Source organism: Achromobacter sp. D7-1 (assembly GCF_059760445.1).
The window spans coordinates 92,041-114,020 of the sequence record NZ_JCBAMT010000011.1 but is presented as its reverse complement, the minus strand read 5'-3'; the positions used below and the strand labels follow the sequence as shown (position 1 = coordinate 114,020).

Genomic DNA, 21,980 nt, shown 5'->3' with positions numbered 1-21,980 from the left:
CGCCAGCGGCGGCCAGCGCCAGGCCAAAAAGCGCCGTGGCGCTTTTTGGCCGCAGGACAGGCACGCGCAACGCCCAGCGCCCCCCGAACGGCTCGTCCAAATCAGACCCGGCGAACGGCCATCGAGCCGTTGGTGCCGCCGAAGCCGAACGAGTTGGACAGGCCGACGTCGATCTTCATCTGCCGCGCCTCGTTGGCGCAGTAATCCAGATCGCATTCCGGATCTTGATTGAAGATGTTGATCGTGGGCGGCGACACCTGGTTGTAGACCGCCAGGGTGGTGAACACCGCCTCGATGCCGCCGGCCGCGCCGAGCAGGTGTCCGGTCATGGACTTGGTCGAATTGACCACCAGCTTCTTGGCGTGGTCGCCGAAAGCCAGCTTCAGCGCATCGGTCTCGTTCTTGTCGCCCAGGGGCGTCGAGGTACCGTGGGCGTTGACGTACTGGATGTCTTCCGCGTTCAAGCCGCCGTTGCGCAGCGCGTTCAACACGCCGCGGCGCGGGCCGTCCTTGTCGGGAGCCGTGATGTGGTGCGCGTCCGAGCTCATGCCATAGCCTGCGAGCTCACCGTAGATGCGCGCGCCGCGTTTTTTGGCGTGTTCGTACTCTTCCAGCACCAGTACGCCTGCGCCCTCGCCCAGCACGAAGCCGTCGCGGTCGCGGTCCCAGGGACGCGAAGCCGTTTCAGGATCGTCATTGCGGGTCGACAAGGCGCGCATGGCGGCGAAACCGCCGATGCCCAGCGGCGACACGGTCGATTCGGCGCCGCCAGCCACCATGACGTCGGCATCGCCGTACTCGATCAGGCGCGCGGCATCGCCAATGCAATGCAGACCGGTGGTGCAAGCCGACACCACGGCGTAGCTCGGACCCTTCATGCCATAGGTAATGGACAGATGGCCGGAGATCAAGTTGATCAGCGAACCGGGCACGAAGAACGGCGAAATGCGGCGCGGACCCTTGGCCAGGTATTCGACCTGGGTTTCCTCGATGCGCGGCAGGCCGCCAATGCCGGAACCCACGATCACGCCGATGCGTTCTGCGTTGGCTTCGGTGACTTCCAGGCCGCAATCGCGCCATGCCTGCATCCCGGCGGCCAGGCCGTAATGGATGAAGGTATCCATCTGGCGGGCTTCCTTGGCCGAGATATAGGTGCTGATGTCGAAGTCTTTGACTTCGCCGGCAATATGCGTGGTGATGGCCGAGGGATCGAAACGGGTGATGCGGCTGATGCCAGAACGTCCGTTGACGATATTGTCCCAAGCGGTGGTCAAGTCGTTCCCGACGGGAGAAACGATACCCAGGCCAGTGATGACGACACGTCGCTTCACGGATGACTCCTCAAACAGACAAAAGAAAGGCGGTTTTCGGGATGCGCTGCACGTGCGGTCCACACGAAAGCGGGTCGGGCTTGACTACGCCCTTCCCGCATGCGGACCGCACGGCAAATTCCTGAAACCGCCCCGATTTCCCGGTTGGCTGCGACGGATGTCGCGAGGCAACCAGAAGGGTAAAAGCCCAGCTTACTGCTTGCCGTGCGAATTGATGTAGTCAATCGCTTGTTGCACGGTCGTGATCTTTTCGGCCTCTTCGTCGGGGATCTCGGTCTCGAATTCGTCTTCGAGCGCCATGACCAGTTCGACCATGTCGAGCGAATCGGCACCGAGGTCGTCAAGGAAGGAGGATTCGTTCTTGATCTCGGCTTCGTTGACGCCAAGTTGTTCAGCGACGATCTTCTTGACGCGCTGTTCGATGCTTTCCATGCAGATCTCCAAATGGGAAAAATCCCGCGAATTATAGCCAAGCGCTGAGTTTTGCGACGCCTGGCCGTGAGAAAAATAACACCGCGCACTTGATCTGTCGCCGGGAGTGGCGCAGGAAACCGGTGTGCGGCGTTTCCGGTTGAATCTCGCGTTGCCGCGCCGATCGAGTCCGGCGGCGGCGCGGCGGAACTGGCCGCCTACGCGCGATTCGTGACTTATTGCATGTACATCCCGCCGTTGACGTGCAGGGTGGTGCCGGTAATGTAACCCGCCTGCGGTCCGGACAAAAACGCCACTGCGTGGGCGATGTCGGCGGGCGAACCCAGGCGGCCGAGCGGAATCTGCTGCAACAGAGCCGCAGTCTGATTTTCGCCCAACGCGCGCGTCATGTCGGTATCGATGAAACCGGGGGCGACGCAGTTCACGGTGATGTTGCGGCTGCCCAGCTCGCGCGCCAGGGCGCGCGACATGCCAGCCACGCCGGCCTTGGCGGCCGCGTAGTTGGCCTGGCCGGGGTTGCCGCTGGAACCTACCACCGACGTGACGTTGATGATGCGTCCCCAGCGGGCCTTCATCATGTTGCGCAGCACGGCGCGCGACAGGCGGAAAACCGAAGCCAGATTGGTGTCGATGACCGCCAACCAGTCCTCGTCCTTCATGCGCATTGCCAGCGTATCACGGGTGATGCCGGCGTTATTGACGAGGATATGGGGACCACCGCCTTCCTTGCCCAGCGCATCGATCAGCGCATCGCAGGCAGCGGCGTCGGTCACGTCCAGCACCACGCCGCGGCCGCCCAACGGCGCCAGCGCTTCGGTAATGGCGGCAGCGCCCGATTCGGAGGTGGCGGTGCCGACGACCGTGGCGCCGCGCGCAGCCAGTTCCTGGGCAATGGCGCGGCCGATGCCGCGCGTGGCGCCGGTCACCAGCGCGATCTTGCCCTGCAGTTCGATCGAGGTGTTGTCCATGTTCTTAATTTCCGTTGACGGCGGCCAACGCGGCTTCAAGCGAAGCAGGATCGGTAATGGCCATGCCCGTGAGTTCGGGGTCGATGCGCTTGGTCAGGCCGGCCAGCACCTTGCCGGGACCGCATTCGATGATGTGCGTGACGCCCTGCGCCTTCATCTCGCGCAGGGTTTCAACCCAGCGCACAGGATGCCATGCCTGGCGCACCAGCGCATCCCGGATTGCCCCGGGTTCGACAGGCGAAGCCACGTCGACGTTGTTGATCACTTGCACTTGCGGCGCGGACACCGTCACGCCAGCCAGCGCGCCGGCCAGCACTTCGGCGGCGGGCTTGAGCAGGCTGGAATGGAACGGTGCGGACACCGGCAGCAGCAGCGCGCGCTTGGCGCCCGCCGCCTTGGCCAGTTCGCAGGCGCGTTCGACCGCGGCCTTGTGGCCTGCGATCACGACCTGCGCGGGCGCGTTGAAGTTCACGGCCTCGACGACCTCGCCCTGGGCAGCAGCCTCGCAGGCAGCGCGCACGGCGTCGTCGTCCAGGCCCAGGATGGCGGCCATGGCGCCGGTGCCCACCGGTACGGCAGCCTGCATGGCATCAGCGCGCACTCGCACCAGGCGCACGGCATCTTCGAGCGCGAGCGAGCCCGCGGCCGTCAATGCGGCGTACTCGCCCAGGCTGTGGCCGGCCACGACATCGGGCTTGCGGCCGCCCGCGGCACACCAGGCCGCGTACATCGCGACACCGGCGGTCAGCATGGCGGGCTGGGTATTGGTGGTCAGGTTGAGCTGTTCTGCGGGACCTTGCGCGATCAGCGCGCCCAGATCCTGCCCCAGCGCCTGGCTGGCCCGCGCCACGGTGTCCGTGACGGCCGCGACGCCGGACCAGGCGTCCAGCATGCCGACAGCTTGGGAACCTTGGCCAGGAAAGACAAAAGCGATTTTCATGATGGACCGTATGGATTGATTCAGTGTCTGTGTGGAATGCCAGGCACATCGTTCCGGCGGCCGCGGCGCATGCGCCACGCCACGCCGGAGCGCGCCCTTACATGCGGGCCAGTACCGAGCCCCAGGTGAATCCGCCGCCCACGCCTTGCATCAGGATCAACTGGCCCGGCTTGACGCGGCCGTCGCGGCGCGCGGCATCCAGGGCCAGCGGCACGCTGGCCGCCGAGGTGTTGGCGTGGCTGTCGACGGTGACGACGACCTTCTCGACCGGCACGGCAAGCTTGCGCGCCAGGAAATTCAGGATGCGCACGTTGGCCTGGTGCGGGATCAGCCAATCGACGTCGGCGATCTCGACGCCCGCTTCGGCGCAGGTATCGCGCGCGGAACGGTCCAGCACCGTGACGGCCTGCTTGAACACAGCCTGTCCGTCCATGCGCAGGAACGGATCGCCGGTCACGTCGCCATAGGCGACGTTGCCCGCGGCGTTCAGGATCTTGGCCTGGCTGCCGTCGGCGTGCAATTGCGCGGCCAGGATGCCGGGCTTGTCGGAAGCCTTGAGCACCACGGCGCCGGCGCCGTCACCGAACAGCACGCAGGTGCCGCGATCGTTCCAGTCCAGGATGCGCGAGAAGACTTCGGCGCCGATGACCAGCGCGCAGCGCGCGCGGCCGGCGCGGATGAAGCTGTCGGCGGTGGTCATGGCGTAGACGAAACCGCTGCACACGGCCTGCACGTCAAATGCCGCCGAACCCTTGGCGCCGAGATTGGCCTGCACGATGCAGGCGGTGCTCGGGAACACGAAATCAGGAGTTGACGTGGCCAGCACGATCAGGTCGACCTCGGACGCGTCCACGCCCGCGTCGGCCAGCGCGCGGCGCGAGGCCTCGGTGGCAAGCTGGCTGGTGGTCACGCCGCGTTCGGCCAGGTGGCGCTGGCGGATGCCGGTGCGCTCGACGATCCATTCGTCGGAAGTGGCGATGTCGCGCGTCGCCAGTTCCGCCGCCAGTTCGTCATTCGAAACCACGCGTTCCGGCAGGAAGCTGCCGGTGCCCGCGATCACGGAATATTTCATTGCGGTATCCATCAAGCGGTGTCCCCAGCCACGTTCGGCGGCGATGCCGTTGGGCCCTCGCCAGACTGAACGCGCTTGGTAATCTGAGCGACCGTCTCGGCGGTGCGCTCCAGCAGTTTACTCACTACGGCTTCGCGGGCGCGCTGCAACGCAAATCCATAGGCGTAGACGTCCGCGGAACCATGGCTCTTGATGACCACGCCGCGCAGGCCCAACAAGGCGGCGCCGTTATAGCGGCGGTTGTCGACGCGGGTGCGCAGGCGGTTGAGCACCGGCTTGGCCACCGCGCCGGCCAGCAGCGTGATCAGATTGCGTTTGAACTCTTCGCGAATGACGCTGGACAACATCTTCGCCAGCCCTTCGACGGACTTGAGCACGACGTTGCCGACGAAACCGTCGCAGACGACGACGTCGACCGTGCCCTTGAATATGTCATTGCCTTCCACGTTGCCGTAGAAGTTGAGCGGGCTGCTTCGAAGAAGCTCAGCGGCTTCCTTGACGACTTCGTTGCCCTTGATGACCTCTTCGCCGATATTGAGCAAGCCCACGGAGGGACGCTCGCGATGGTCCACCGCCTGCGACAGCGCGGCGCCCATGATGGCGAATTGGAGCAGGTGCTCGGCCGTGCAGTCCACATTCGCACCCAGGTCCAGCACCGTGGTGGCGCGGCCCGTCTGGTTCGGAATGGACGTGGCGATCGCGGGGCGGTCTATGCCGTCCAGCGTCTTGAGCACATAGCGTGAAATGGCCATCCACGCGCCGGTATTGCCCGCGGAAACGCAGGCGTCGGCGCGCCCGTCCTTGACGGACTGGGCGGCCAGGCGCATGGAGGAGTCTTTTTTGCGGCGCAGGGCGACCTCAACCGGGTCGTCCATGGTGACGACTTCGGAAGCCGCCACGATTTCAATGCGATCGCGCGCTACCCCACGGTGCTCGGAGAGCGCCGCTTCAATAGCGTCGGGAAGCCCGACCAGCAATAGCCGGGTATCCGGAAATTGCCGGGCGAACTCGATCGCAGCCGGAATCGTGACGGGCAGACCGAAGTCTCCGCCCATACAGTCTATGGCGATGCGTATCACGGGTGCCAGGTATCAGCGCTCAGCCGAAATGGTCCGAGTACGAGTTCGGCCCGGGGGCCTTATTCGTCGGCCTTGGTCTTCAGGACCTTGCGGCCGCGGTAGAAGCCGTTGGGGCTGATGTGGTGACGCAGATGCGCTTCGCCCGTGTTGGGTTCGATCGCCGTCGGCGGGTTCACCAGAAAATCGTGCGAGCGGTGCATACCGCGCTTGGACGGGGACTTCTTGTTTTGTTGAACGGCCATGATGACTCCTAGAAACGGGGCGCATTGTACGCGATGCGGCCCGATGTTGATCTCAATCTTTGTGCTTCAGTTGTTCCAGCACCGCAAACGGCGACGGACGCTTGACAGCGGGCTCCTCGGGAGAAGCTTCGCTGACCTTGGCCAGCGCGCCCGGGCATACATCATGCTTGGGCACATACGGAACGCTCAGAATGAGCTCATCTTCGATCTGGGCCAGCAGATCAAAATGATGCGAACCCACCACCTTTTCAGGCAGGTTGGACACAAAACCATTTCCTTCTTCGTCCTCGTCGTCCTCGCCGGATGACTCCCCATAGGAAGCATCGTCGTCGAGATCGGCTTCGGACTTGACCAGCTGCAAGAGGACTTCGCTGTCGATCGGATACACAAACGGTTCATTGCACCGCTGGCACACCAGAACCGGATTCGCCTGAACATGGACATGCAGCAGCGGCCGGCCCAGCAAGAGGCCGGATTTACCCATTTCGCCGCGCACGGACCACGTCACCAGCCCGGCCTCGCCCAGCGGTTGTTCGGGTAGCCCGTCAACCGCGCGCGTAAACCGCACAAGAGGTATGGTTCCTTGCGCTTCCTTGCCCATGTGGGCAAATGCGTATGCATCGATGCGCTTGATGTTCAGTCCTTTGCATTCGCGGGGTTGTGCATGCGCCTGTATGCAGTGGGTTTAACCACCCGCCGCAGCGGGCTTAACGCCCAGCCATGCAAAAATCCCGCAAAACGTTAGATAATACTGTGACTTACGCATTAACGTCAAATATCGCATGCCTTCAAAGCCTAGCCTGATCCTCGCGTCCAGCTCGCGTTACCGCAAAGAACTGCTGTCCCGCCTGCGCCTGCCCTTCACGGCGATTTCCCCCGATGTAGACGAAACGCCACAGTCCGGCGAAACGCCGGAAGCCCTGGCGCTGCGCCTGTCCGTGGCCAAGGCCATGGCGGTCGCAGCCAAGCATCCCGGCAGCATCGTGATCGGCTCGGACCAGGTGGCCACCGTGGACGGACAGCCCATAGGCAAGCCGGGGGATTTCCCGCGCGCCCTGGCGCAATTGCGGGCCTTGTCGGGTCAAATCGTGGAATTCCACAGCGCCCTGGCCGTCACCGACGGCCAACGGGTGGAAAAAGCCGACATTGTCACGCGCTGCCGTTTCCGCCATTTGACGGACGGCGCCATCGAGGCCTATCTGCGCGCCGAGGAACCCTACGATACCGCAGGCAGCGCCAAGGCGGAAAGCCTGGGCATCGCGCTTATGGAGAGCATCCAGAGCGACGACCCCACCGCCATCATCGGCCTGCCGCTGATCGCACTAACTCGCATGCTGACGCAGTTCGGCCTGGATCCGCTGGACGCCCCTGGAGCCGCCGCATGAGCGGCGCGCTGCACCTGATCCCGGTCGGCCTGGGCGAAGCCCCGCCCGAGCGCTGGCTACCCGCCGAGGTCCGCACCCTGGCGGGCCGGCTGGACACCTATATCGCCGAAAACGCCAAGACCGCCCGCGCCTTCCTCAAGCTGATCGGCACCGTCCGGCCGCTGCAGGAAATCACCATCCACACCCTGAACGACAAGGTCGACGCCGCCCAGATCAAGGCCTGGCTGGAGCCTGCGCTCAAGGGCGCGGAAATCGGCCTGGTTTCCGAGGCCGGCTGCCCCGCCGTCGCGGATCCGGGCGCCAAAGTCGCGGACGCCGCCCATCGGCTCGGCATAATCGTCAAGCCTTGGGTCGGCCCTTCCTCCATCCTGCTGGGCCTGATGGCCAGCGGACTGGACGGTCAGCGCTTCGCCTTCCATGGCTATGCGCCGGTAGACCCGGCGGAACGCGCCAAGCAGCTGCGCGCCTGGGAACAGCACTCGGCCAAGCACAACCAGACCCAACTGCTGATCGAAACCCCCTATCGCAACGCCGCCATGTTCGCCACGCTGCTGGCCAGCCTGAAAGGCGACACCAAGCTGTGCGTGGCGCGCTCGGTCACGACCGTCGACGAATGGATCGTCACCCGCAGCGTGGCCGACTGGAAAAAGCAGCCAGCGCCCCAGCTCGACAAGCTGCCCACGCTGTTCCTCTTCCTGGCGCGCTGACCCATGCGCCGCCTGATTCTTGCGCCGCTTGCCGCGGCCATCCTGGCAGGGTGCGCCGCGCGCGGCCCCGCCGGCCTGGACCTGGACACTTCGGTCACCGCGGTCAGCCAGGCCAGCCGGGTACGCAGCATCGTGCTGCACTACACCAGCGTCGACGACGCCCGTTCGATGGAATTGCTCTCCAAGGGCAAGGTCAGCTCCCATTATCTGGTCAACGACGCTGGACGCGTTTACCGGCTGGTGGACGAGAGCCGCGCCGCCTGGCACGCCGGCACCAGCTCCTGGTACGGCAACATCGCCATGAACAGCACGTCCATTGGCATAGAAATCGTCAATCCAGGCTGGACGGAGGGCACGGACGGCAAGCCCGTCTGGCACCCCTATAACGACCGGCAATTGCGCGCGCTGACCATACTCGTACGCGATATTGCGCAGCGCCACGGCATCGCGCCCGAAAACATCGTGGGCCACAGCGACATCGCCCCGCAGCGCAAGGTCGACCCTGGCCCCCTTTTCCCCTGGAAAGCCCTGGCCGCGACGGGAATCGGGCGCTGGTATGACGAAACCGGCGCCGCCGAGCACCTTGCGCGGCTGCAGATCCAGGGCGTCCCCGACGTGGCGTGGTTCCAGAAGCAGTTGACGCGGTTGGGCTACGCCTGCCCACAGGACGGCACGCTGGATCCAGCCACGATCGGCGCACTGGCGGCCTTCCAGATGCACTACCGGCCAGCGCTGTACGACGGCCAGCCCGACGCCGAAACCGCCGCCATCATGCTGGCGATGTTGTAGAACCGGCCAGCCTCAGCGCCGCGCGCGTAGCCACGCGAACAGCCGCCAGCCCAGCAGCAGGGCCAGCACGGCGGCGTAGAGCGCGGGTTGAGTCAGGTCGTTCTTGCCTGCCTTGTGCCACCAGTAATGCAGCACCGCCAGCAGCCCGATGGCATAGATGGCGCGATGCAGGCTCTGCCAGCGCTTGCCCAGCTTGCGCATGGCCCATTGCGTCGAGGTGGCCGCCAGCGCGGCCATCAGCACGAACGCCGCGAATCCCACCATGATGAAGGGACGTTCGCCGATATCCCGCAGCATGCCCGCCGGATCGAAACCGCGGTCCCACCAGACCCAGGCCATGAAATGCATGGACCCATAGAAGAACGCGAACAGGCCGCACATGCGGCGCAAGCGCACCAGGGCGGGCTGGCCGGTCAGCCGGCGCAGCGGCGTGATGGCCAGCGTCACGAGCAGGCAGACCAAGGTCCAGGTGCCCGAGGAACGGGTCAGGAACTCGACGGGATTCGCCGTCAGCCCGTTGTTCACGCCCAGCCAGATCCAGCGCGCGAAAGGCGTCAGCCCAAGCAGGAACAGGAACGGCTTGAAACGCCCTACCGCCTTGGCAGAAAGCTGTGTCTTGCGTGGCGGCGCAGCGGGAACCGCCTGCGGAGTGCCATCAGGCATACGAACGCCTCAATAGTTCGCCTTTAGATCCATGCCCTGGTAGAGCGCCGCCACCTGCTCGCCATAACCATTGAACATCAAGGTCTTGCGCTTGGGCGAGAACAGGCCGTCCTCGCCGATACGGCGCTCGGTGGCCTGACTCCAGCGTGGATGGGGCACGTCCGGGTTCACATTGGCGTAGAAGCCATACTCCTGCGGCGCGGCCTTGATCCAGGACGACACGGGCAGCTTTTCCACCAGACGGATCTTCACCAGGGACTTGGCCGACTTGAAACCGTACTTCCAGGGCACGGCCAAACGGAGCGGCGCACCGTTCTGGTTCGGCAGCACGCGGCCGTAGACGCCGAACACCAGCATGGCCAGGGGATTCATGGCCTCATCGATACGCAGGCCCTCCACGTAGGGCCAATCCAGGACGCCGGAGCGCACGCCGGGCATGTTCTCGCGCTGCACGGCGGTCACGAATTCCACGTACTTGGCGTTGCCCGTGGGTTCCGTCTGCTTGAGCAGCGCCGACAGCGAATACCCCACCCAGGGGATCACCATGGACCAGCCCTCGACGCAGCGCAGCCGATAGACGCGATCTTCCATCGGCGCCAGCTTCAGCAGTTCCTCTATGGAAAACGTGCGCGGCTTGCCGACTTCGCCCTCGACACTCACGCTCCAGGGACGGGTCTGCAATTTGCCGGCGTTGGCGGCTGGATCATCCTTATCCATGCCGAACTCGTAATAGTTGTTGTACGAGGTGATGTCGGCCAGCGAGGTCTGCTTGTCCATGACGCTCAGGGCGGCGTTGGCCTTGCCCGGCAGCGCGCCGGCCTCCTGGGCATGCGCGCTGCGCGTGGCCCAGCCTGGCAGGCCCGCGGCGGCGGCAACCACCCCGGCGCGCAACATCAGTTCGCGGCGCGAACGCCAGACGGCCTCGGAGGTGATCTCGGACGGAAGAAAATCGTCGGGCTTGCGTATCAGCATCATGGTCTCCGGTGTAGCGCCCGCAGGATCATGGGCGCGCCCTGCGCAAGCCATGGACGCCGCGCCGCCCCATGATATTCCGCGGCAGGCGGCGCTTGCGGGTATTTCCTATAGACCCGAGCCGGCGGCAGGCGTTCCGCGCCCGGGGAAACCCGGGCGACAGACAGCGGCTAGACCCGCGGCAACAGCCACTCGCGCACCTTCGGCACGCTGTCGAGCACAGCTTGGGGCGAGCAACCCTCAAGTTCCTTCAGGGTATGCGCGCCATAGGTCACGCCCAGGCCGTGCACGCCGGCATTGATCGCCATCTGCAGATCGTGCGAGGTGTCACCCACCATCACCACGCGATCCGGATCCACGTCCAACTCCTGCATCAGTTCATGCAGCATGGCGGGATGCGGCTTGCTGAAAGTCTCGTCAGCGGTACGGGTGGCGTCGAACAGCGGCCCCAGGCCAGTTGCGGCCAGCGCGCGGGTCAGGCCCACGCGGCTCTTGCCGGTCGCCACCGCCAGGCGCACGTTCTGCCCCGCCAGTTCGGCCAGCAGTTCCTGCACACCCTCGAACAGGCGCAACTCCGGGTCGCGCAGCAGGTAATGCGTGCGGTAGCGCTCCAGGAAGCGCGGCAGCATCGCCTGCGTCAGGTCCGGCACCGCGCGGCGCAAGGCGCTTTCCAGGGACAGGCCTATCACCCAGCTGGCGTCGGATGCCGACGGCACCGCCAGTTCCAGGTCGCGGCAGGCGCCCTGGATGGCTGCCACGATGCTGTGCGTGGAATCCATCAGGGTGCCATCCCAGTCAAAAACGACCAGCGAATACGACATAATCAGACCGACTCCAGTTGTTTCAGTATTTGCCGGCAGGCGGGGGGCAGCTCGGCGGTAAGCGTGAGGGGCTCGCCCGTCACCGGGTGGGCCAAGGTCAATTGATGGGCATGCAGGAACATCCTGCCAAAGCCCATGCGAGCGAACTCCGCCCGCACCTCATCGTGACCGTATTTATCGTCACCGACGATGGGAAAGCCGCTGGCGGCCAGATGCACCCGGATCTGGTGGGTACGGCCGGTGCGCAATTCAGCGTCGACCAGACTATAGCCACCCAGCCGCTGCTTGAGTGTGACGATGGTGTGCGCCGACTGGCCGTCTGGATCGACCTTTACCCGGCGTTCGCCGGACTGGGTGGTCCACTTGGACAGGCCCAGCTTGATGTGCTGGCGGTCATTGACCCAATCGCCCTCGACCAGGGCCAGGTAGTGCTTATCCCCTTTTCCTTCGCGCAGCATGGCGTGCAGCGCCAGCAAGGCGCTGCGCTTCTTGGCCACCATCAAGAGGCCAGAGGTTTCCCGGTCCAGGCGGTGGACCAGCTCCAGGAATTTTGCGCCGGGCCGGGCTGCCCGCAATTGCTCGATCACGCCAAAGGACACGCCGCTGCCGCCATGGACCGCCACGCCAGCGGGCTTGTCCACCACCAGCAGGGCCTCGTCCTCGAACACCACCGGGAACTCTGCGCCGGGCACCGGACGGGGCTTGCCGGGATCGGGCAAGCGCAAGGGCGGAATACGCACCACATCGCCTTCGGCGACCCTGTAGTCGGCCGAAGTACGTCCCTTATTTATCCGCACCTCGCCGCCGCGGATGGCCTTGTATATGTGGGTTTTGGGGACGCCCTTGCACAGTCTGGCCAGAAAGTTGTCCAGGCGCTGGCCGGCCTGCTCGGCGTCGACCTCCACCATGCGGACGGCGGGGGGAGCTTTAGAGAGGGTTTTCGAGGAGGAAGTTTCTTTGCGCATTGCGGAAAGCGACATATAATCGGGACAGCCTAAAGGGGCTGAACTAGCCGCCTGACGTAGAGATGCAACGTTACGCAACTCCGTCGAGCGCGCGGGCCGCCATTGTACTGCCTGCTCATTCAACCCCTGGGGTCATTTGGTCGCCGGCGCAACCGCGCCCTGCCGGATAGTGGTGTGGCATTCATTTTGCCCGCTGTCCCAGCAGGTCCGTTGCATGCCGCAAGCGGCTCTGAAGCACCGCAAGAATCGTCGCATATTTAAAGCACCAGCTGCGCGTGGGCAACCAATCCGACCGCAACTGCCGTTCACAGCACTTTTCCGTCAAACCACATTCAGTGAAGCTGACCCTCCTGCTGACAGAACCCCGAGCCCCACGGCTCGACGTGCCCGCCTGACCCGCGGCGGATACGCCTGGGCGCCGCCCAGGTACGGTCCGCATTTCTTGCCCGCTTCAGCCGCAGCCCGAGTGACCCGAGGTCACGCGCCGATATCGGCGCGTCATGACAACGGAGAACCCCTCTCATGAAGCGCATGCTGTTCAATGCGACGCATCAGGAAGAATTACGCGTCGCTATCGTCGATGGGCAAAAACTCATCGACCTCGACATCGAGACTGCCGGCCGCGAACAACGCAAAGGCAACATCTACAAAGGTGTCATCACCCGGATCGAACCCGGCCTCGAGGCTTGCTTCGTCAACTACGGCGAAGACCGCCACGGCTTCCTGCCCTTCAAGGAAGTAGCCCGCAGCTTCTTCAAGGAAGGCGTGGACGTCCGCAGCGCCCGCATCCAGGACGCCCTGCGCGAAGGCCAGGAACTGATCGTCCAGGTTGAAAAGGAAGAGCGCGGCAACAAGGGCGCCGCCCTGACCACGTTCATCTCGCTGGCTGGCCGCTACCTGGTCCTGATGCCCAACAACCCCCGCGGCGGCGGTGTTTCGCGCCGCGTCGAGGGCGAGGACCGCCAGGAACTGCGCGACACCATGGAGCAGCTCGATCTGCCCCAGGGCATGAGCATCATCGCCCGTACCGCCGGCATCGGCCGCAACGTCGAAGAACTCCAGTGGGACCTGTCCTATCTGTTGCAGCTCTGGACGGCCATCGATGGCGCCGCGCGCGACAACTCCGCGCCCATCCTGATCTACCTGGAATCCAGCCTGGTCATCCGGGCCATCCGCGACTACTTCTCCCCGGAAATCGGTGAGATCCTCATCGATACCGACGAGATCGCCGATCAGGCCACGGCCTTTATGAGCGTGGTGATGCCGGACAACGTCCAGCGCGTCAAACGCTACCGCGACGATATCCCGCTGTTCTCCCGCTTCCAGATCGAACACCAGATCGAAACGGCCTACTCGCGCACGGTGACGCTGCCTTCGGGCGGCGCCATCGTCATCGACCACACCGAAGCCCTGGTTTCCGTGGACGTCAACTCGGCCCGCTCCACGCGCGGCGCCGACATCGAGGAAACCGCGCTGCGCACCAACTCGGAAGCCGCCGACGAAGTGGCCCGCCAGTTGCGTTTGCGCGACCTGGGCGGCCTGATCGTCATCGACTTCATCGACATGGAGGACAGCAAGAACCAGCGCGCCGTCGAACAGCGCCTGCGTGACGCCCTCCATTTCGACCGCGCCCGCGTCCAGATGGGCAAGATTTCGCGCTTCGGCCTGATGGAACTGTCGCGCCAGCGCCTGCGCCCGGCCCTGAACGAAGGCTCGCACATCACCTGCCCGCGCTGCAACGGCACCGGCGTGATCCGCGACGCCGAGTCCAGCGCCCTGCACGTGCTGCGCCTGCTGCAAGAAGAAGCCATGAAGGAAAACACCGCCGCCGTGCACGCCCAAGTGCCGGTCGACGTGGCTACCTACCTGCTGAACGAAAAGCGCGCCGACATCACCAAGATGGAAGCCCGCCTCAAGGTCAACCTGATGCTGATCCCCAACAAGCATCTGGAAACGCCGCACCACCACATCGAGCGCCTGCGCCACGACGATCCGCGCCTGGAAGAACTGAAGACCAGCTTCGAACTGGTTGAAGCTCCGGCCACGGACGCCCCCTGGCAGCCGCGCGAGCACGAGATCAAGTCCCGTCCGGAAGCGCTGGTCAAGGGCATCACGCCTTCGCAGCCCGCTCCGGTTTCAACCCCGGCTCCCGCCGCGGCGGCTCCCGCTCCGGCAGCAGCCGGCGGCCTGGGCGGCCTGTTCAAGCGCCTGTTCGGCTGGCTGGGAGGCAGCTCCGAGGCGGCCAAGCCCGCTCCCGCCGCCCAGGAAGACAGCGCCAAGCGCGCCAGCTCCGGCCGCGGCAAGGGCCGCAGCGGCCATGACGGCCAGGAACGCCGTGGCGAACGCCATGGTTCGGACCGCAACCGCAACCGCCGCGGCGAGTCGCGCACCGAAGGCGCCGAAGGCAGCGAGGGCGGCCGCCATCACGTGCGCGGCAACCGCCGCCCCGAAGGCGAACGCCAGGAACGCGGCGATCGCCACAACCGCAACGAAGCCCGCGGCGAACGCGACACCCAGGCCACGCAAGCGGCCCTGGCGTCCAATCGTCCCGAGCAAGCCGGGGAAGCCGGCGGCGAAGATGCCGGCGCCGGTCGCAACCGCCGTCGCGGCCGCGGCCGCAACCGCCGCGAGGAAGGCCAGTCCGACGCGCCGATGAGCGAACAGGAAAGCATGGTCGCCGCCCTGGCGCAGACGGTTGCCACCGCTCTGCCCGAGACCAAGCCTGCCCCTGAAGCTGCCGAGCTGGTCGCCGAAACCTCCGAAACCGTCGAACAGGCCGCCGATGGCGTGCCCGGCATCGAAGGCGCCGAAGGCGCGGCCGATCCCGAGCGCAAGCGCCGCCGCCGCCGCAGCCGCCGTGGCCGCCGCAGCCCGGACGAAGCAGGTCTGGCCGGCAGCGATGAGCAGCTCGAAGATGGCGCCGACGATGACGGCGCCGAGCAATCGGAAGACTCCGCTGCCCAGCCCGCCGTGAGCGCCGCGCAAGCCGTGGAGCCGGCCCCGGTCCAGCAGGTCGCAGCCGCTCCGGCCCAGCCTCAGCAAGTCGAAGCCGCTCCGGTGCAAGTCCAAGAGGCTGCAGCCGCACCGGCTGAACCCGCCAAGGTTGCCGCCACTCCGGTTGCAGCCCAACAGGTCGAACCCGTGCAAGCCGCTGAAGCCGTGGCCCAGCCCGTGCAGACGGTGGCCCCCGAGGTAACGCAGCCGGTTTCCGTGCAAGCCGCGAGCGAGGCTTCCGCCCCCGCAGCGTCCGAACAGACACCGGTGGAAGCCGCTGCCGTCGAACCCGTGCTCACGCCCGCCCCTGCCGCCCCCGTCGCCCCTGCCGCGCCGGTGGTCCAGGAAACGGCGGCCCCGGCGCCTGCCGCCGCGCCCGTAGCCAGCCAGCCCATCGTGGTGCCGGCAGTTGCTCCGTCGGCCAAGGCCCAAGCCCTGCATGACGTGGTCAACGCTGCTGGCCTGCAGTGGGTGGAAACCGATCCGGACCGCCACGCACAGACCCAGCTGCGCATCGCCGCGGCGCATACGCCGGTCCGCCTGGGCCGCGAGCGCAAGCCGGTCGCGTCCGTTTCCAACGAGCCGCTGGTTCAGGTCGAAACGCGCCACTAAGCCGCAAGCCCGCAAAGGCTTGCGACGCGCAATACCCCGCACCCCGGGAGCTGGATCTCGATCCAGTTTCCGGGGTGTTTTTCATGGTGGACCCGATGCGCGGTCATGCTGACGCGGCCCATCCCCGGTGCGCCAGGCCCCATGCGACTCGCCGGCGCCCCGCGCCTCTCAATCGCCTTCTATCCGCTCCGCAGGCAGGTTCAAGGCCAGCCCGGCTTCTTCCACGAACGCTTCCGCCAGCGCCGAATGCGGCATGTGCCGGGCCCAGAGGATCCCCATGCGGCGCAGCGGCGCCCGCCCCGGCAGCGGCACGCGCTTGACGCGCCGGCTGTCCAGCCAATCCGGCGCCCAGTCGGGCACCAGCGACACCCCCAATCCTTCCGACACCATGCAGGCGATGCCCATCAGGCCGTCGACCTCCAGGCGCTCGCGCGGCACGATGCCGTGCTGGCGCAGGTACTGGTCCGCCAGGCGGCCTCCCCAGACGTTGCGGTCGTAGCGGATGAAGGGCTGCGTGCTCATCAGCTCGTGGGCGTCGTTGCTCGCGGTGTCGGGCGGCGCCAGCACCACCAGCGGCTCTTCCGCCACCAGTTTCCAGGCATAGCCCTTGGACAGGTTGAACTGGGGTTTGACGATGAAGGCCGCGTCCAGGTCGCCGTTGATCACCCGGTGATACAGGTGATTGGACGTGCCCGGCTCGATGAAGACGGCAAGTTTTGGCAGGCGCCGGTACAGGCGCGCCAGCACGATGGGCATGATGCCCGTGAGCGCCGACACCGATACGCCCAGGCGCAGTTCGCCCAAAGGCGCATCGTCGCTGGCGCTGGCGCGCAGATCCCGCACCTCGCGCAGCACGCCGCGGGCGCGCTCCAGCACTTTCAGGCCCGCCTCGGTAGCCTTGACGCTGCGGCCGACGCGCTTGATGAGCGTGGCGCCCAATTCCTCTTCCAGGGTGCGCACCCGTGCCGCGATGGCGGCAGGCGTCAGGTCCAGCCGGCGCGCCGCCTCCGCCAGTGATCCGCATTCGACCACTGACACAAAACTCTGCACATATCGCGTATCCAAAACGTCCCCTTTTTTCTGTATGCTCGGTTTGCGCCAGGGCAAACCACAACAATTTTATGGATTGAAGCAATTAAACAGCAGATGTTCATCGGCTGGTTCGGTGCCAGAATCAGACGTTGCCGTCGCGCCGCCTGGCGCGCCCTTTTCATTCATCAGACAACGAGTAGAGACAATGAGCACCCAAGCCAGCATTCCCGGCGTTTTTTCTCCGGTCCTGACGCCATTCGACGCAGCCTATCGCCCGGCCTTGGGACGCTACGTGAAGCACTGCCGCTGGCTGCGCGAGCAATCCGTCGGCCTGGCCATATTCGGCACCAACTCAGAAGCCAACTCGCTGGCCCTGTCTGAAAAACGCAGCCTGCTGGACGCGCTGCTGGAAGCTGGCGTGGAGCCGTCCGCACTAATGCCCGGCACCGGCGCCTGCGCGCTGCCCGACGCGATCGAGCTGACCCGCCACGCCGTGCGCAGCGGCAGCATGGGCGTGCTGGTCCTGCCGCCCTTCTACTACAAGGGCGTAAGCGACGAGGGCCTGTTCCGCTACTACGCCGAACTGATCGAAGGCGTGGGCGACGACCGGCTGCGCATGTACCTGTACCACATCCCGCCCGTGAGCCAGGTGCCGCTCAGCCTGGACCTGATAGACCGCCTGCTGGACCGCTACCCCGGCCAGGTCGCGGGCGTGAAGGACAGCGGCGGCGACTGGAACAACACGGCGGCCATGATCGAACGTTTTGCGCCGCGCGGCTTCCGGGTCTACGCGGGCAGCGAGGCTTTCCTGCTGCAGACGCTGCGCGCCGGCGGCGTGGGCTGCATCACGGCCACCGGCAACGTCAACCCGGGCCCGATCGTCGCGCTGCAACAGCGTTGGCAGGAAGCCGACGCCGACGCCCGCCAGGCCGGACTGAACGCGACCCGCAACGTGTTCGGCAAATTCCCCATGATCCCCGCGATGAAGGCCGCCATCGCCTGGAAGTCCGGCGACCCCGCCTGGGCGACGGTACGCCCGCCCCTGGTGGAACTGAACGCCGAACAGCGCACCGCCTTGCAGGCCGCCCTGGATGACAACGGCTTCGACATGCCGGGCGCGCAAACGCTGGCGGACAACTAATCGCCAGTCCCGCAGGCGCGCCGCCGCCTGCGGAATCGCACAACACAGCGGCACATCCGCGGCAAAAAAAAGCCCCCGCGCACGGTCCTGGATGGCCGTCCGCGGGGGCGTTTTTGCGTATGCGGCTGCGCGCCTCAGCTCACCACGCCGATGTTCCAGGGCACGAACTCGTGGTCGCCCAGCCCCAGCAGCTCGCTCTTGCTGCGCGTGCCGGAAGCCACCAGCAGGATTTCCTCGAAGATGCGCTGCGCAACTTCCTGCAACGTCGCGGTGCCGTCCAGGATGGCGCCGCAATTGACGTCCATGTCTTCCGTCAGCCTTTCATACATCGGCGTGTTGGTCGCCAGCTTGATCGACGGCACGGGCTTGGCGCCGAACATCGAGCCGCGTCCGGTCGTGAAACAGATCATGTTGGCCCCGCCGGCAATCTGCCCGGTCGCCGAGACAGGATCGAAGCCGGGCGTATCCATGAATACCATGCCGGGTTGGCGCACCGGCTCCGCGTATCGGTAGACCTCCATCAGCGCGGTGGTGCCGCCCTTCATCGAAGAACCCAGCGATTTCTCGAAGATATTGGCGAGGCCGCCCATCTGGTTGCCCGGGCTGACCTTGCCGTTGATCTGCACGTCGCGCCCGGGCGAATACTCTTCCTTCCACCAGCGGATACGCTGCACCAGCTTCTCGCCGACCTCGCGGTTGCGGGCACGCGACGTCAGCGTGTGCTCCACGCCGTAGATCTCCGGCGTTTCGGACAGGATGGCGGTGCCGCCGTGGCGCACCAGGATGTCCATGGCCGCGCCCAGCGCCGGATTGGCGGTGATGGACGAAAAGCCGTCCGACCCGCCGCATTGCAGCCCCACCGTCAGGTGCCGCGCCGGCAACGGCACGCGCTCGACCTCATTGGCCTGCGGCAGCAGGGCTTGCACTGCGGCGACGCCGGCCTCGATGGTTTTACGCGTGCCGCCGGTCTCCTGCATGATGAAGGTCTTCAGTCGCGCGCCCGCCTCCAGGCCCTGATCCTTGAGCAAGGCATCCAGCTGGTTGCGCTCGCAGCCCAGCCCGACGATCAGCACAGCGGCGAAGTTGGCATGGCAGGCATAGCCGCCCATCGTCCGGCGCAACAGGTCCATGGGTTCGCCCGACATCTCCATGCCGCAACCCATGCCATGGCTCAGCGCCACCACGCCATCCACGTTGGGATAGGCCGCCATCAGTTCCGGGGTGAAAGCCTCGGCAATACGATGCACCACCGTCGCCGAACAGTTGACCGTCGCCATGACGCCTATGTAATTGCGCGTGGCCACCTGCCCATTGGCGCGCACGATGCCGAGAAAGCGCGCCTGCTCGGACTCGGGCAAGACCGGCGTAGGCACGTAGTCGCGGGCGTGCGCGTAGTCGCGGTCGAACTCCTGGAAGTCCATATTGTGCGAGTGGACGTAGGTGCCCGCCGGAATGTCGCTGGCCGCAAAACCGATGCAGACGTTGTACTTGAGGATGGGCTCGCCGGCGCGCAGGTCGCGCGCCGCGATTTTGTGGCCGGCCGGAATCTGGCTGCGGCTGACGATGCCCTCGGAAGGCACGGCCGCGCCTATGCCGATGGGCACGCGCGCCACCACCACGTTGTCCGCGGAGTGCAGGCGGATGACGGGGCCGGCAGCGCGCTTTTCGCTTAAGTCGATCATATTTTGGTCTCGCAGGAATGAAGGGAACGCCCGGCCGCGGATGCCCTGGCGCGGGCAGGCCGGCTATTCGGGTTTGATGCCTATGTCGCGGATCAGCACGGACCAGCGCGGCAACTCCGCCCCCACGAAGCGTGTGAAGGTCTCGGAATCGCTACCCACCACCGTGAAACCCTGCTCGCTCAGCTTGGCCTGCATGTCACTCTGTTGCAGGGCCGCGCGGATGGAATCGGCAAGCTTGCCCACCACGGGCTTGGGCGTATTGGCCGGCGCAAACACGCCGTACCAGGTCGACACTTCAAAGTCCTTGAAGCCCGATTCAGCCAGGGTCGGAATCTGCGGCGCCTTGGGATCGCGCTTCAGGCTGGTAATGGCCAGCGGCCGGACCTTGCCCGAATTGATGTGCGGCAAGGCCACAGGAAGATTGGCGAACATGTACGGCACGTGCCCGCCCAGCACATCCGCCATGGCGGCCGATTCGCCCTTGTAGGGCACGTGCGTCACCTTGGTGCCCACCATGTGCGCGTACAGTTCCCCGGCAATGTGCTGCGGACCGCCCTGGCCCGACGAGGCGTAGCTCATGGCGCCGTCGCCCGCCTTGCGGATGTGCTCGGTGAGCTCCTGCACGGTCTTCGCGTCCACCAACGCCGGATTGACCACCAGGATCAGAGGCATGGTCACCACCTGCGACACCGGCGCGAAGTCCTTTTCAGGCTTGAACGGCAGGGACGGGAACAAGGAAGGGGCGACCACCATGGTGGACTGCGAGCCCAGGAACAGCGAATAGCCGTCGGCAGGCGAACGGGCCACGTTGTCGGCGGCGATGGTGCCGGTGGCGCCGGCCCGGTTCTCCACCACCACCTGCTGCCCCAGGCTTTCGGCCATCTTGGCGCCCACCAGGCGCGCCACGATGTCCGCGCCGCCTCCCGGCGCAAAACCCACGACCATGCGCAGCGGCTTGTTGGGAAACTCCTCGGCCGATGCGGCGGATGCGGCGGATGCGCCGCAGGACAGCGCGAGGGCCAGGCCAATAGCGGTGGCCATGCGCGTCAGCGGACGCGCGGGCGTACAGGGGTAGTTCATGCGTTGGTCTCCGTTTGCCGTCGTCGCGTCCCCTCTCCTGGCGCGGCCATGCGTGCTGCGGAGAATCAGGGGCCGCGCGGCGGCTCATTGTGTGTTGTGCGGTGCCTGGGCATTCTGGCCATTGCACTCCTTACCAACAAGTATGTGTACGCAGCATCAGAACATAATATTTTTGTTGTTTTAGATTGAGCGGGAAGCAACTCAGCGCGGCAGCCCAAAAAAAAATCCACCCCTGAGGGTGGATCTTTCTGTTTGGCGCGCCCTGGGGCCGCGCCAGGCTCGCGCAAGGCGGAATCAGAACTGATAGGTGTAGGTCAGCTGCACCACGTCCAGGCCCGGGTTCGGGCGCTTGATGCTGGCATTGGAGAAGTGCGAATAGCGCAGGCCGATGCGATTGTTCGGCGTCACCAGAAAGCCCATGCCGATGTGGTCGCCAAACTGGAAGGCGGTGCTGATGTTCTCGTCGGCGAAGCGCGTGCTGGAGAACAGCGTGGCGCCGATACCCGCTTCGATGTAGAAGCGTTCGCCAGTCCACCAGCGGAACATCGGGATGGCGTTGAGCTGCCAGACATGGCTGGGCGAACGCGAACCACTAGCCTTCCAGTACGACACGCCGAGTTCAGGCGTCAGGTCCAGGCGACCCCAGTTGCCGCCGAACTGGTAGGTCCAGACAGATGGCGTTTCGTAGTTCAGCGTCAGGCGCTGATAGTGGTCTCCAATGCCGTAATGCATGCTGACGCCGCCCTGGGTGCCTTCGGACGATTGGGCGCTTGCCAGCGACGCGGTTGCAGCCAGGGCAAGTCCCACAAGGCCGGTAAGCATCTTCTTCTTGGTCAACTGCATTGGAAAACTCCGTAGATTTCAAACCTAGTACGCAACATAGCAAAATCCGGGCCGGACGACTCGATTTCTGTCGCAGGCAGGCAACATCGCGGATGGAAAAGACTGTTCCGAATAACGTCCTTCAGATGCCTCCTGACAAACTCCCTAAACGAGAATGCCGCCGGGAGCCCGAGGCTGCCGGCGGCATCCGATCACCGCCCATCCAGTCCGCCCAAAAAGGCCGGCAGGAT

The 21,980-nt window shown here is 65.5% G+C and carries 21 protein-coding genes; 5 read left to right on the top strand and 16 right to left on the bottom strand.

Annotation, left to right across the window (positions count from 1 at the left end):
- Positions 1-101: 101 nt before the first annotated feature.
- From fabF to AC6LKD_RS07470, 8 genes are all read right to left on the bottom strand, one after another.
- Complete coding sequence (gene fabF / locus AC6LKD_RS07505) at positions 102-1,331, bottom strand: beta-ketoacyl-ACP synthase II (protein WP_013392228.1); 1,230 nt, start codon at positions 1,329-1,331, stop codon at positions 102-104.
- Positions 1,332-1,523: 192 nt separating this feature from the next.
- Positions 1,524-1,763 carry an acyl carrier protein gene (acpP, locus tag AC6LKD_RS07500; RefSeq protein WP_003813816.1) on the bottom strand — a complete coding sequence of 80 codons (240 nt, stop codon included), beginning with the start codon at positions 1,761-1,763 and terminating at the stop codon, positions 1,524-1,526.
- Positions 1,764-1,978: 215 nt separating this feature from the next.
- Positions 1,979-2,731, bottom strand: coding sequence for a 3-oxoacyl-ACP reductase FabG (gene fabG / locus AC6LKD_RS07495; protein ID WP_013392227.1), 753 nt, complete (start codon positions 2,729-2,731; stop codon positions 1,979-1,981).
- Between the two features lie 4 nt (positions 2,732-2,735).
- Positions 2,736-3,671 carry an ACP S-malonyltransferase gene (gene fabD / locus AC6LKD_RS07490; RefSeq protein WP_498115685.1) on the bottom strand — a complete coding sequence of 312 codons (936 nt, stop codon included), beginning with the start codon at positions 3,669-3,671 and terminating at the stop codon, positions 2,736-2,738.
- Positions 3,672-3,768: 97 nt separating this feature from the next.
- Positions 3,769-4,755: a beta-ketoacyl-ACP synthase III gene (locus AC6LKD_RS07485; protein WP_013392225.1), complete on the bottom strand. Its 987-nt coding sequence runs from the start codon at positions 4,753-4,755 to the stop codon at positions 3,769-3,771.
- Entirely contained in the window at positions 4,755-5,822 is a 1,068-nt protein-coding gene (gene plsX, locus AC6LKD_RS07480) for a phosphate acyltransferase PlsX (protein ID WP_013392224.1), read from the bottom strand. The genes AC6LKD_RS07485 and plsX overlap by 1 nt, the downstream gene beginning before the upstream one ends.
- A gap of 59 nt (positions 5,823-5,881) precedes the next feature.
- Complete coding sequence (rpmF, locus tag AC6LKD_RS07475) at positions 5,882-6,064, bottom strand: 50S ribosomal protein L32 (protein WP_013392223.1); 183 nt, start codon at positions 6,062-6,064, stop codon at positions 5,882-5,884.
- 52 nt (positions 6,065-6,116) lie between these two features.
- Positions 6,117-6,665 (bottom strand): YceD family protein, encoded by a 549-nt coding sequence (locus AC6LKD_RS07470; RefSeq protein WP_013392222.1) that lies wholly within the window; start codon positions 6,663-6,665, stop codon positions 6,117-6,119.
- A gap of 181 nt (positions 6,666-6,846) precedes the next feature.
- Between AC6LKD_RS07470 and AC6LKD_RS07465 the strand changes: the two genes are divergently transcribed.
- The 3 genes from AC6LKD_RS07465 to AC6LKD_RS07455 are packed head-to-tail and all read left to right on the top strand — an operon-like array spanning position 6,847 to position 8,945.
- Positions 6,847-7,449, top strand: coding sequence for a Maf-like protein (locus tag AC6LKD_RS07465; RefSeq protein WP_013392221.1), 603 nt, complete (start codon positions 6,847-6,849; stop codon positions 7,447-7,449).
- The gene (locus tag AC6LKD_RS07460; protein ID WP_498115683.1) at positions 7,446-8,156 is read left to right on the top strand and encodes an SAM-dependent methyltransferase; all 711 of its coding nucleotides are present in this window, start codon (positions 7,446-7,448) and stop codon (positions 8,154-8,156) included. Before AC6LKD_RS07465 ends, AC6LKD_RS07460 begins: the two co-directional genes overlap by 4 nt.
- Positions 8,157-8,159: 3 nt before the next feature.
- Positions 8,160-8,945, top strand: coding sequence for an N-acetylmuramoyl-L-alanine amidase (locus tag AC6LKD_RS07455; protein WP_498115681.1), 786 nt, complete (start codon positions 8,160-8,162; stop codon positions 8,943-8,945).
- Positions 8,946-8,957: 12 nt separating this feature from the next.
- Here AC6LKD_RS07455 and msrQ read toward each other — a convergent pair whose 3' ends face one another.
- From msrQ to AC6LKD_RS07435, 4 genes are all read right to left on the bottom strand, one after another.
- Complete coding sequence (gene msrQ / locus AC6LKD_RS07450) at positions 8,958-9,608, bottom strand: protein-methionine-sulfoxide reductase heme-binding subunit MsrQ (RefSeq protein ID WP_013392218.1); 651 nt, start codon at positions 9,606-9,608, stop codon at positions 8,958-8,960.
- Positions 9,609-9,617: 9 nt separating this feature from the next.
- Positions 9,618-10,580, bottom strand: a complete 963-nt coding sequence (msrP, locus tag AC6LKD_RS07445; protein WP_013392217.1) for a protein-methionine-sulfoxide reductase catalytic subunit MsrP — start codon at positions 10,578-10,580, stop codon at positions 9,618-9,620.
- A 170-nt stretch (positions 10,581-10,750) separates the two neighbouring features.
- A complete protein-coding gene (locus AC6LKD_RS07440) occupies positions 10,751-11,401 on the bottom strand; it encodes an HAD family hydrolase (RefSeq protein ID WP_013392216.1) in 651 nt (216 codons plus the stop codon).
- A 2-nt stretch (positions 11,402-11,403) separates the two neighbouring features.
- Positions 11,404-12,366: an RluA family pseudouridine synthase gene (locus AC6LKD_RS07435; RefSeq protein ID WP_492274816.1), complete on the bottom strand. Its 963-nt coding sequence runs from the start codon at positions 12,364-12,366 to the stop codon at positions 11,404-11,406.
- A gap of 522 nt (positions 12,367-12,888) precedes the next feature.
- On the opposite strand from AC6LKD_RS07435, the gene AC6LKD_RS07430 reads away from it, so the two are divergent.
- Positions 12,889-15,972, top strand: a complete 3,084-nt coding sequence (locus AC6LKD_RS07430; protein ID WP_498115679.1) for an Rne/Rng family ribonuclease — start codon at positions 12,889-12,891, stop codon at positions 15,970-15,972.
- Between the two features lie 168 nt (positions 15,973-16,140).
- Here the strand turns inward: AC6LKD_RS07430 and AC6LKD_RS07425 are convergent, their stop codons facing one another.
- On the bottom strand, positions 16,141-17,037 hold the full coding sequence (locus AC6LKD_RS07425) for a LysR family transcriptional regulator (RefSeq protein WP_498115678.1): 897 nt from the start codon (positions 17,035-17,037) through the stop codon (positions 16,141-16,143).
- Between the two features lie 172 nt (positions 17,038-17,209).
- Between AC6LKD_RS07425 and AC6LKD_RS07420 the strand changes: the two genes are divergently transcribed.
- The gene (locus tag AC6LKD_RS07420) at positions 17,210-18,145 is read left to right on the top strand and encodes a dihydrodipicolinate synthase family protein (RefSeq protein WP_498115677.1); all 936 of its coding nucleotides are present in this window, start codon (positions 17,210-17,212) and stop codon (positions 18,143-18,145) included.
- A 134-nt stretch (positions 18,146-18,279) separates the two neighbouring features.
- On the opposite strand, the gene AC6LKD_RS07415 is transcribed toward AC6LKD_RS07420, so the two are convergent.
- The 3 genes from AC6LKD_RS07415 to AC6LKD_RS07405 all read right to left on the bottom strand — a co-directional run bounded on the left by AC6LKD_RS07415 (position 18,280) and on the right by AC6LKD_RS07405 (position 21,750).
- The gene (locus AC6LKD_RS07415) at positions 18,280-19,827 is read right to left on the bottom strand and encodes a UxaA family hydrolase (protein ID WP_013392211.1); all 1,548 of its coding nucleotides are present in this window, start codon (positions 19,825-19,827) and stop codon (positions 18,280-18,282) included.
- Positions 19,828-19,890: 63 nt separating this feature from the next.
- Positions 19,891-20,907, bottom strand: a complete 1,017-nt coding sequence (locus AC6LKD_RS07410) for a Bug family tripartite tricarboxylate transporter substrate binding protein (protein ID WP_498115676.1) — start codon at positions 20,905-20,907, stop codon at positions 19,891-19,893.
- A 294-nt stretch (positions 20,908-21,201) separates the two neighbouring features.
- Positions 21,202-21,750, bottom strand: a complete 549-nt coding sequence (locus AC6LKD_RS07405) for an acyloxyacyl hydrolase (RefSeq protein WP_013392209.1) — start codon at positions 21,748-21,750, stop codon at positions 21,202-21,204.
- Positions 21,751-21,980: the final 230 nt, after the last annotated feature.